Genomic DNA, 7,602 nt, shown 5'->3' on the forward strand with positions numbered 1-7,602 from the left:
TTAAGTCTTTTGTCCAAATCTTTTAAAGTAACAATGTCATTCTCAGTTGGAGGCAAGAGAACTTTTTTATTTATTATTTTTCCACCTTTAATCCTCTTTGGTTTTGTTTCAATCTCCCCAGTTTCAGAATTAATTTTATAAACTTTTTTATGTTTATCAGCTATTATTTCAATTAAAGGAATTATCTCATCAGAGAAATGTTGGTTCATATCTTCAATAACTGATAACTCTTCCGGTCTTGTCTTCATTATTGGAATGTAAATTTACACCATCTCCTTTGTTGCAATTTTTGAATGAATAAAAGACACACTATTCCATAGCATGTCTTTATCGTGAAGGATTTCTAGTTGGAAACATTTACCAAATAATATTTTATATTATATTTAGTTGTTAATACAAGCTTAGAATCAATTAGTGTTTAGTAATGAGAAATTAGGAATAACTACACTTTCTAATGTTTTCATTTCACATATTCAATATCCTCTGTTTATTCTTCTAAAAGTCCATTCTAAATCAAAATAAGTATAGATTAATATTTGATTACACCTTACTTGATTTGGATTTTTGCTTTTTGCTCTTTCCAAGGAACTACTTTGCTATTAAGCCAATCAATACCATGGGTTTTAACTTTGAATACATCTGCTTGCTTCATGGCTTCATTAGAGAAACGAGAAGATGTAATAAATCTAGCGAGTAAGCAATTATGGTTTCTCTTAGCTGAACTTAATTCTCTTAGTTCTCTTACAGTTATTTCATTGCCAGACCTTATGTAATGTTTAATTTGAACAGCCTCATATGTTTGATGGTGTCGGTTGTAAATTAATAGATCAACCCCACCATCAGCACCTTCTGATGTTTCTTGTGGCTTGTAACCTTTGTCTTTAAAATATAAAAAACATAAACGTTCAAATTCTCTCCACGATAACCTCTCCAAAGGAAGTTTTAGTATCTCATCATCATTTAACATTCTATTGTGTGGTACATCATTAGATTTTTTTGGTTTAGTTTTTGGTTTTTTATTGGTTTTATTTTTGTTGTTTTTAGTTTTACTTTTACTTTTTGTATGGAACAGGTTTGTCAAAACACTATGCAAAACCGCTATTCCGATCAGTAACCCAAAGATGTAATATATACTTAAACTAAATTGAAAAATCAAGAAAATACCAACTATTACTATAGCTCCAGATATTACATCAGCTGCATTTTTAGATTCCTTTTTATTCATATATACCTCCACTAGTCCTTCTTTTTATGTTTCCATTTAACGTAATCGATGTGCCCTTTTATTTCCTCAATCTGTTCCTCCGAAAGCCCTTCTAAATCAAAGAAATACAAATTTTCGTTTGATTGTTCAGAACCATTAAGTAGATAATCGTAACTTACTTCAAACAATTCACAGATTTTTTTTAGCGTCTCATAATCAGGTTCTCTTCTACCTTGTTCATACATAGCGTATGTTGTTCTACCAACTTCTATCTTTTTAGCAACTTCCTCTTGTGTCATATTCTTTTGTTTCCTAATATCTCGTAGTCTTTTTTCTATCATTTAAAAACACCACCTATTACTGCAATTATAATATACACTTTTTGTGACATCTCTTTTTTACTCGAAAAGTGTAATTTTAAGTTGATAATTACACAAAATGTGTAGTAAGTTAATAATCGAACTACACAAAAGGTGTAATCAAGAAAGGGGTGAGTGAATATGACAAAACGTTACTGGTTAATTCGCTTAAGAAAAATGAAGGGATTAACACAGTGTGAAGTAGCTGAAATGGTAGGTGTAGCAAGAACAACCTACGCTATGATTGAATCAAACGAACGTAACCCAAGTGTAAAAGTAGCTAAGAAAATAGCTAAAGCTTTAAATTTTAGATGGGTTATTTTTTTTGAAGAAGAAGTACACGAAATGTGTATTTAAATAAGCTGATTATAAAATTATAATTCTAAAATTAATATTTTGTTGTCGAATTTTGGAAAGGGGTGGAAAATTGTGCAGCAACAATTAAGCGTTAATTTAAATATTCCTGTACCTGAAGGCACAGTGTTAATAAAAAAAGTCGAGCTAGAAGAGTTAAAACGCAATGAACTTACTGGGGTTTATTGGACAATGAAAGACTTAGAAAATCGAGTTAATCGAAAACAAGAGTGGGTCAAAGAGAACATACTTTACCGACCAAAGTTTAAAAAGATATTAGATGTTGAAAATGGTGGTTTTGTATATTATCCGCAAAAACGAGGTCAAACATGGTCATTCCATGCAATTAAAATGGCGGACTTTTTAGATCGACACTTTCAAGAAATATTTAATCAATACTAGGAGGTTTTATTATGAGTAAATACACACATATCTTTTTTGATGAATTTATGACCTTAAACCAATCACAACAAGCGTTTGTTTTGTCACTTATGATTTCAACATTTACAACGACATTTGATGATTTTAAGAAGGGTTATATCAGTGATCAAGAGGTTTATGAATCATTATCAGATGCTATTAAAACTGCAAAAGAAGTTAGGGAGGTTATCTAATGACAAAGCCAAAGTTTAGAGTTGTATTCACAAATTTTTGGGAAGACGCAAAGGTGATTGAAGAATTAACACCAGAAGATAAATTGTTTTTTATGTATTTGCTAACGAATCCCAAAACCAAACAAATAGGGATTTATCAAATTACAAAGAAACAAGTTGCATTTGAATTAGGTTATTCAATGGAGTCAATAAATAGTTTGTTTGATAGATTTGAAAATCACCATAAGTTAATCACTTACAATCACGATACAAGGGAAATTGCTATAAAAAATTGGGGGAAATACAACCTTTATAAAGCTGGTAAGCCAATGGTTGATTGTGTGACATCAGAATTAAAAGGTGTAAAAGATCCAGAACTAATAAAGTATATAGCTCCATCAATAAAAAACGAAGAGTTAAAACAATTGTTCCAAATTGCTTACGACACGTGGTACGAATCGTTTAACGTAACGAATAACGACAAGTGGAACGACACGAAAGAACCAAATGGGAGAAGTGATGAAATGGCATTTAAAACCCGTGAAAACAAGGATTCTCACGTTACGTCAACGTGTCGTGGTACGGAACGTGATACGAGTAGGGGGCAACAACAACAAGAACAACAACAAGAACAACAACAAGAACAAGAAGTAGTAGTAGCAAAAGAAGTTGAATCACAACCAGCAGCTACAACTACTAATCTATCTGATGGGTACTTTAATTGCTATGGTCAATTGCCTAACCAATATCAGCTTAATGATCTAAATGAATATAGAGAAAGTCTAGAACAAGATGCCATTCTTTTTGCTATGATCAAAGCTTCAGATCAAGGGAAGTCATTTGGTTATGCAAAAGGCATTATGAACAACTGGATTAAGGAAGGCATCACAACATATGATGGAGCATTACAAGAACAGAAACAGTTTAGTCAATCTAAGCAACCGCAACAAAAGGAAGTGCTGCCTAAGTGGTTTAAGGAACAGAAACATGAGCCTGATGTAAGTAAAGAACAGTCCTATGAATCTAGTGAGGTGGAAAATGCTGAACTAAAACAGTTCTTTGGATCGTTTAGTAAACAAGGTGAAGTACATGAGAAACACTAGAGAACCATTGTTTGATTTTTATCGAAGTATATTCATGCTCTTTGTGTTTTGGCATCACTTTTACTTAACATTCCCTGATCTATTTGATTACGTAAAATGGTTTAATCCGTTTGCTGAACTATTTGTCGGTCTAGCAGGGTTTATGATCGGGTGGATCTACTTAAAGCGTAATCAAGACTTAAAGTTATTTAAAAAAGGGTTTCAAGTGATAGGGGCATATCTTTTAGTGGCTGTTCCATTTCAAATGCTAATTAATCCAAGTTGGCAGTCACTAGCTGATGTGCTGTTACTAAATACATCAGACACGTTCATTGAGATTTTGAAGTTTTACGGTATTTTGTTTTTGATTGTTCCGTTGTTGCTAACAGCATTCAGAAAAGCAAGGGTGTTAGTTATAGCATTATCTATTGCGGTTTACTTAGTTGGCCTATTTGTACATCTGGAAGGTGTCTTTTGGGATAGCACACTAAATTTACTCATAATCTACCAGTTCTATTTTGTTTTAGGGGTCTGGTTAGGTGAGTTATATGACAAAAAACGATTATTAAATAGACAGACTATTAAACTATTATTAATTTGCTCTGTGTTAGCCATAATTGCCCAAATTTCGTATTTTGGGTTTGGTGTAGACGAATACCCTTACAACTTTCAAAAAGCTTTAAATAACGTTTATTTGATTCCTGTGTGTTTGTATACCATTTATAAATTACACCATTCGATAATATTCACATGGATATACAATCAAGTGAATGTTATTGGACGACATTCATTAGCAGCCTTTGTCATTTCAGAAATAATTAGAGTTTTATGGCTGTTCATACCAGTCGTAATGTTTGATGTAACAATTAATGAATTTGAAGCAACTGTTATAAGTCTGTTTTTTGCCGCTTTACTAATTTGGCTAGTCCATCAATACGCAAAGCTTAAACTGTTTTTAGGAGGTCTAAAGTATGCAGCAAACAACCATTTACGATTATATCGGAATTGAAACAGATCCAGTTTTTAAGAAGATTAAGCACTTAAAAGAAGGGCAGTCCGTTGAGTTAGGTCATGCGATTGTTACCAAAAATGAGTTTGGTTTATATGAGTTAGAAACAAAGTCAGATCATGAAACTGCTGATGATCTAGTTGATTTCTATAATAAGATTGTTTTGCAAAATATGGAGTTAAGCCATGAATGATTCGTTAACAAAGTTGGTCAATTATGCAGAGCGTAGAGTTGGAAGAGGGTTACTGGGTCATGAGGTGAATATTCTTAACTGGATAATAGAAATAGATGAAGATGAACGTGACGATAAAATAAAGCTTTTAGATTTATTCATTCGTACACACACAAATAGTTAGGAGGATTAAATTGGCGTTTGTAAGCTTTAGTAAAAGTAACAATACAACATATGTTTATTTAAAGGCTTACCACCAAGACGATTACTTAGAGAACACATATCATTACGTTTATTCATTTGGTCGAATTGAAAAGGCCAAGAAGGAAATGGAGAAGATGATACAGCACTTTGACATTCTCTTTCCTGAAGAGTTAGAAGAAGAAGGTTTTACTCATGATGATCTTAAAGAGTGGCATAAACGAGTTAAGTATAAATTGTTAGAACAGGCAACAAAACGTGCGGTGAATTAAAGATTATTTATAATCTATAATTAAATCCGTCAAGAGCCTTGTGAACAATATAGCCTTAACGAATTATTAAAAAAATGATAAAATTCAGAGTAATGTAGGAGGGGGGATTGTTCTGTCTTTGATAAGAGGCGAAGGTGTACAACCATATATCCATCGTGTTTATGTTAGTAACGATGATTTCCATATATGGGATGTTAAAATTTTTCACGAAGACATTAAAAAGCCAACGCATTTATTGGCGAAGGAATATCGTACCAATAAGATGGTTGGCCCGATGGTAATCTCTGATGTCGATTTAATGAAGGAAGCTAAAACTATCCTTGAATATGAAACCAAACAATTACAAAAAGATTCTTCACTCAATCAATGAGTAAATAGAGCATTCAAAGTGAATGCTCTATTATTGTTTTTTTCAGTATATAATTCATAAAAGGTTAATATACTTTTATAATTTAATAGAAGTAAATTTATGTTAAGGGGTTATGAAATGTTTCTAAGAAAATCAAGTGAAAATGATCAGATTGAAAAATTTAATAGAATATTAAGGTTTTCAGAAGGTGTTTTTTCTGAATCTAAGAATGGCTCTAATACATATGTGATAAATAACAATAAGGGAAATGAACATCCAATATTAGATGTTATTAAATTAGTAGGAAAAAATCTTCAATCACAGTACTTAACAAACTTGTTAACGGTTGAAGATGAATCTGAATTACCCCCTTTATTACCAAGCACTGTATTTTTTGACCAGAGCGAAATATTAAATAGTAAGGGTGATACAACAATAAACATGCTTAAGGAAGTATCAAGTAAAAGTGTTGACTTGAAGAAGGATTTGGTTTTACCGTGGCCTTGGAAAAAAGAGAGGTTAATTGCATCAATAAGCAATTTAGGAACGAATAGAGATTGGGGTGGGTGGCAACAGGACTATAATAATCACCATTTAGAAGTGTGGTTACCAATGGGAGTAGCGTGGGTAAGAGGAGGTAACCACTCAATTACTGTAGGCATATTACAGGGTGAAGGAACAATTATTCCAGACGTTACTTATGATTTCAGGGAGGTTTACAAATATGTTTATACAGATGGGAAATACTATTATAGATCCGAAGATGATAGTAAAATTTGCAAAGTGAAAAATGTTGAGTTTGCAGCAATGTTTGAGGTTGGAAGAATGATGGTGGAACAATCAATTACATATTGAATGAGTTAATTTCTTTGGTCGGTATAGTCAAAATTTTGACTATACCGCTTTTTTTATGTCGTTTATACAATGGGTTTAACACATTGAAGGGAAGAGTGAATATGCCAGAAAGCGAAAACCTTCAAGATGAAGAAGTGGTACAAGAGGAAGAAGAGCAAGAAACTGATGGTCAAGAACAAGATCAACTAAAAGAAGGTCAAGAAGCTGAAGAATTAGAAGAGGAACAATCCAGTGAAGATGATTTTGAAGAAGAATCAGGCACAACTGAAGAAAGTGAAATGAATGATCCATACGCTGAAGAATCAATAAGTGTTATTGAAACAGATAGTGGGATTATACACATCATTCATGAAATTAGTTTAGGTGACATATTAGTTTTTGCTTCTCTTTTAATGTTGTTAGTTTTTCAAGTGATTAAAGCGATTGTGAGGCGGTAAGATGTACAGCTATTTAGAATTTGATTTTGACGCTGTATTTATGACTTACATAGTCATTATTTTTAGTTCAATTGCTATATATGAGCTTTCTCACTTGATCATTAATGCTGTAAGTAGGTGGAAAGATGGAAGTTAAAACGATTGTTTATGAAGCGTTTGGGGTAGTTTTAGCTAATCCAGATATGATGATCTTAATTGCATCTTTCACAATCCTAATAACAATTTTACTAACTATTGTTGATCTATTTGATGAGTACAAGGGAGTGTAATTATGGGTTCGCTACAAGGTGTTTTTGATTGGGATTTTTTTTGGGGAACATTCGGATTCATTTTACAGCTAGTTGCTCCCTTCTTAATGCTAGTGATTGCTATATTTGCAGTTGGTTTATTGCTCATGGCAGTTGTTAGTTCTGTAAGGAATAGTCGAAATTAGGTGATTATATGCTACCTGAATACCAGACATTTTTAGATAGTGAAAATATGGATAGCTTTTGGGAAATGGTTCGGTGGCTTATGTTCTTTATAGCACCTGTCATTATGATCTTCTTTGCAGCTGATGCTATCAAGTTATTGGTCAAAGCAATTAGAAAAGGTTTGGGCATGGAAAAAGCTGATCAAGATGATGATTATGATATTTATCGTTACTAATCTAGCTTTAATTAGCTAGTTTAATAAAATTATTTATTTATTCTAAGGAGGATTTTCTTATGACAAA

18 protein-coding genes are annotated in these 7,602 nt (G+C 32.5%); 15 read left to right on the forward strand and 3 right to left on the reverse strand.

Annotation, left to right across the window (positions count from 1 at the left end; all coding sequences use genetic code 11):
* The 3 genes from A194_RS18465 to A194_RS0112845 all read right to left on the reverse strand — a co-directional run.
* On the reverse strand, positions 1 to 248 hold a 248-nt coding region (locus A194_RS18465), incomplete at its 3' end, for a hypothetical protein (RefSeq protein ID WP_040402929.1).
* 299 nt (positions 249 to 547) lie between these two features.
* On the reverse strand, positions 548 to 1,225 hold the full coding sequence (locus A194_RS0112840) for a restriction endonuclease (protein WP_017187231.1): 678 nt from the start codon (positions 1,223 to 1,225) through the stop codon (positions 548 to 550).
* Between the two features lie 11 nt (positions 1,226 to 1,236).
* The gene (locus A194_RS0112845; RefSeq protein WP_017187232.1) at positions 1,237 to 1,545 is read right to left on the reverse strand and encodes a helix-turn-helix domain-containing protein; all 309 of its coding nucleotides are present in this window, start codon (positions 1,543 to 1,545) and stop codon (positions 1,237 to 1,239) included.
* Between the two features lie 159 nt (positions 1,546 to 1,704).
* Here A194_RS0112845 and A194_RS0112850 point away from each other — a divergent pair, with 159 nt between their 5' ends.
* The 15 genes from A194_RS0112850 (at position 1,705) to A194_RS0112915 (ending at position 7,535) form a co-directional block, all read left to right on the forward strand.
* A complete protein-coding gene (locus A194_RS0112850) occupies positions 1,705 to 1,920 on the forward strand; it encodes a helix-turn-helix transcriptional regulator (RefSeq protein WP_017187233.1) in 216 nt (71 codons plus the stop codon).
* A gap of 72 nt (positions 1,921 to 1,992) precedes the next feature.
* Positions 1,993 to 2,319 (forward strand): DUF771 domain-containing protein, encoded by a 327-nt coding sequence (locus A194_RS0112855; RefSeq protein WP_017187234.1) that lies wholly within the window; start codon positions 1,993 to 1,995, stop codon positions 2,317 to 2,319.
* A gap of 11 nt (positions 2,320 to 2,330) precedes the next feature.
* Entirely contained in the window at positions 2,331 to 2,531 is a 201-nt protein-coding gene (locus tag A194_RS0112860) for a hypothetical protein (RefSeq protein WP_017187235.1), read from the forward strand.
* On the forward strand, positions 2,531 to 3,613 hold the full coding sequence (locus A194_RS19490; RefSeq protein ID WP_017187236.1) for a DnaD domain protein: 1,083 nt from the start codon (positions 2,531 to 2,533) through the stop codon (positions 3,611 to 3,613). Before A194_RS0112860 ends, A194_RS19490 begins: the two co-directional genes overlap by 1 nt.
* Complete coding sequence (gene opgC, locus A194_RS0112870; RefSeq protein WP_017187237.1) at positions 3,600 to 4,601, forward strand: OpgC domain-containing protein; 1,002 nt, start codon at positions 3,600 to 3,602, stop codon at positions 4,599 to 4,601. The genes A194_RS19490 and opgC overlap by 14 nt, the downstream gene beginning before the upstream one ends.
* Positions 4,564 to 4,794, forward strand: coding sequence for a hypothetical protein (locus tag A194_RS0112875; protein WP_017187238.1), 231 nt, complete (start codon positions 4,564 to 4,566; stop codon positions 4,792 to 4,794). Before opgC ends, A194_RS0112875 begins: the two co-directional genes overlap by 38 nt.
* On the forward strand, positions 4,787 to 4,957 hold the full coding sequence (locus A194_RS20335) for a hypothetical protein (protein ID WP_017187239.1): 171 nt from the start codon (positions 4,787 to 4,789) through the stop codon (positions 4,955 to 4,957). The genes A194_RS0112875 and A194_RS20335 overlap by 8 nt, the downstream gene beginning before the upstream one ends.
* A 10-nt stretch (positions 4,958 to 4,967) precedes the next feature.
* Positions 4,968 to 5,246: a hypothetical protein gene (locus A194_RS18475; protein WP_017187240.1), complete on the forward strand. Its 279-nt coding sequence runs from the start codon at positions 4,968 to 4,970 to the stop codon at positions 5,244 to 5,246.
* Positions 5,247 to 5,364: 118 nt separating this feature from the next.
* Positions 5,365 to 5,616, forward strand: a complete 252-nt coding sequence (locus A194_RS0112890) for a hypothetical protein (RefSeq protein WP_017187241.1) — start codon at positions 5,365 to 5,367, stop codon at positions 5,614 to 5,616.
* Between the two features lie 117 nt (positions 5,617 to 5,733).
* On the forward strand, positions 5,734 to 6,450 hold the full coding sequence (locus A194_RS19495; RefSeq protein ID WP_017187242.1) for a DUF6710 family protein: 717 nt from the start codon (positions 5,734 to 5,736) through the stop codon (positions 6,448 to 6,450).
* 101 nt (positions 6,451 to 6,551) lie between these two features.
* Positions 6,552 to 6,887 carry a hypothetical protein gene (locus A194_RS18485; RefSeq protein ID WP_017187243.1) on the forward strand — a complete coding sequence of 112 codons (336 nt, stop codon included), beginning with the start codon at positions 6,552 to 6,554 and terminating at the stop codon, positions 6,885 to 6,887.
* A 1-nt stretch (position 6,888) separates the two neighbouring features.
* Positions 6,889 to 7,023 (forward strand): hypothetical protein, encoded by a 135-nt coding sequence (locus tag A194_RS21040; protein ID WP_272942212.1) that lies wholly within the window; start codon positions 6,889 to 6,891, stop codon positions 7,021 to 7,023.
* Entirely contained in the window at positions 7,013 to 7,156 is a 144-nt protein-coding gene (locus A194_RS20340) for a hypothetical protein (protein ID WP_017187244.1), read from the forward strand. The genes A194_RS21040 and A194_RS20340 overlap by 11 nt, the downstream gene beginning before the upstream one ends.
* A gap of 2 nt (positions 7,157 to 7,158) precedes the next feature.
* On the forward strand, positions 7,159 to 7,320 hold the full coding sequence (locus A194_RS0112910) for a hypothetical protein (protein WP_017187245.1): 162 nt from the start codon (positions 7,159 to 7,161) through the stop codon (positions 7,318 to 7,320).
* 8 nt (positions 7,321 to 7,328) lie between these two features.
* Positions 7,329 to 7,535, forward strand: coding sequence for a hypothetical protein (locus A194_RS0112915; protein WP_017187246.1), 207 nt, complete (start codon positions 7,329 to 7,331; stop codon positions 7,533 to 7,535).
* The last annotated feature ends 67 nt before the right edge of the window (positions 7,536 to 7,602 follow it).

This window comes from Alkalibacillus haloalkaliphilus C5, assembly GCF_000269905.1.
GTDB lineage: Bacteria > Bacillota > Bacilli > Bacillales > Alkalibacillaceae > Alkalibacillus > Alkalibacillus haloalkaliphilus_A.

Excerpts from the sequence above, each read along its gene's own strand:
- A194_RS19490 (WP_017187236.1), top strand. The coding sequence starts at position 2,531 with ATGACAAAGCCAAAGTTTAGAGTTGTATTCACAAATTTTTGGGAAGAC.
- A194_RS21040 (WP_272942212.1), top strand. The coding sequence starts at position 6,889 with ATGTACAGCTATTTAGAATTTGATTTTGACGCTGTATTTATGACTTAC.
- A194_RS0112910 (WP_017187245.1), top strand. The coding sequence starts at position 7,159 with ATGGGTTCGCTACAAGGTGTTTTTGATTGGGATTTTTTTTGGGGAACA.
- A194_RS20340 (WP_017187244.1), top strand. The coding sequence starts at position 7,013 with ATGGAAGTTAAAACGATTGTTTATGAAGCGTTTGGGGTAGTTTTAGCT.
- A194_RS19495 (WP_017187242.1), top strand. The coding sequence starts at position 5,734 with ATGTTTCTAAGAAAATCAAGTGAAAATGATCAGATTGAAAAATTTAAT.
- A194_RS0112860 (WP_017187235.1), top strand. The coding sequence starts at position 2,331 with ATGAGTAAATACACACATATCTTTTTTGATGAATTTATGACCTTAAAC.
- A194_RS0112850 (WP_017187233.1), top strand. The coding sequence starts at position 1,705 with ATGACAAAACGTTACTGGTTAATTCGCTTAAGAAAAATGAAGGGATTA.
- A194_RS0112840 (WP_017187231.1), bottom strand. The coding sequence starts at position 1,225 with ATGAATAAAAAGGAATCTAAAAATGCAGCTGATGTAATATCTGGAGCT.
- A194_RS0112875 (WP_017187238.1), top strand. The coding sequence starts at position 4,564 with ATGCAGCAAACAACCATTTACGATTATATCGGAATTGAAACAGATCCA.
- A194_RS0112915 (WP_017187246.1), top strand. The coding sequence starts at position 7,329 with ATGCTACCTGAATACCAGACATTTTTAGATAGTGAAAATATGGATAGC.
- A194_RS18485 (WP_017187243.1), top strand. The coding sequence starts at position 6,552 with ATGCCAGAAAGCGAAAACCTTCAAGATGAAGAAGTGGTACAAGAGGAA.
- A194_RS20335 (WP_017187239.1), top strand. The coding sequence starts at position 4,787 with ATGAATGATTCGTTAACAAAGTTGGTCAATTATGCAGAGCGTAGAGTT.
- opgC (WP_017187237.1), top strand. The coding sequence starts at position 3,600 with ATGAGAAACACTAGAGAACCATTGTTTGATTTTTATCGAAGTATATTC.
- A194_RS0112845 (WP_017187232.1), bottom strand. The coding sequence starts at position 1,545 with ATGATAGAAAAAAGACTACGAGATATTAGGAAACAAAAGAATATGACA.